The sequence below is a fragment of the Vibrio sp. 10N.222.48.A3 genome, from assembly GCF_041475345.1.
In the GTDB taxonomy this organism is placed as follows: domain Bacteria; phylum Pseudomonadota; class Gammaproteobacteria; order Enterobacterales; family Vibrionaceae; genus Vibrio; species Vibrio tasmaniensis_A.
The window spans coordinates 1-796 of record NZ_JBFRVX010000971.1 but is presented as its reverse complement, the minus strand read 5'-3'; the positions used below and the strand labels follow the sequence as shown (position 1 = coordinate 796).

General features: G+C 42.1%; 1 pseudogene. It reads left to right on the top strand.

Annotated elements, in window-relative coordinates:
- Nucleotides 1-373: 373 nt before the first annotated feature.
- Nucleotides 374-576: pseudogene (gene tnpA, locus AB4653_RS22590) on the top strand (IS200/IS605 family transposase); the annotation flags it as partial.
- Nucleotides 577-796: the final 220 nt, after the last annotated feature.

Genomic DNA, 796 nt, shown 5'->3' with positions numbered 1-796 from the left:
CTTGCAATGGCAAGGCTTGGGACGGGGGTTGAGTGATTAATCGTGATGATAAGGCTCTAGGGTGTAACCTCTATGTTGCGTAAGCTGGATTAGTGAGTACAAGGGGTCACCAGTCGTTGCCGTCGAGCATATCGAGAACAAAGAGTGATTCGGGTTGTTTTTCAGGGGACATATCATGGTGGGTGTTTTAGTTTTTTAATCGCGCACTGTGTTGACGTTTGTGTCGGAATCTTGGTTTCATTGGTGCTCTCCATTGAGGGAAACAACGTGAGGCAAGAGTGGGTGAGGCTCTCCAAGTAGTACTAGCGTTGGAAATTTAAGTTATTAAAATGCAGTGTTTTTGATCGTTCCATTCTGCAAATTTTCCCTATTAGTCTTGTTATCATATCCGCCAAAGTTGTCAATTAGCGTGATGGTGAATAACCTCAAATCCATATCATCAAGAATGCTTAGATTGCAGGATACCCACCTAACAAGGCAAAGCAAAAGCGCTGCTTATGGTCGCGATATTACTTTGCTTGTACAGCAGGAGGGGCAACAATAGAAACTCTTAAAGCATATGTAGAAAGCCAATAACACCTAACACCAGATTAAGCCGCTATCGCGACTGACGCCTTATATCCCCGCCCGATCGAGCGAGGATATAAGGCGAAATTGCTAACCTTATTGGGATCCCTTAAATTTCAATTTAAAGTCCTTCTTGACCCTAAAAAAATTATTCACGAATACGTATAGATAAGGTTCTGTTATCATCATAATCAGATGATAAACCAAGAGAATCATTGCTCCTATAACC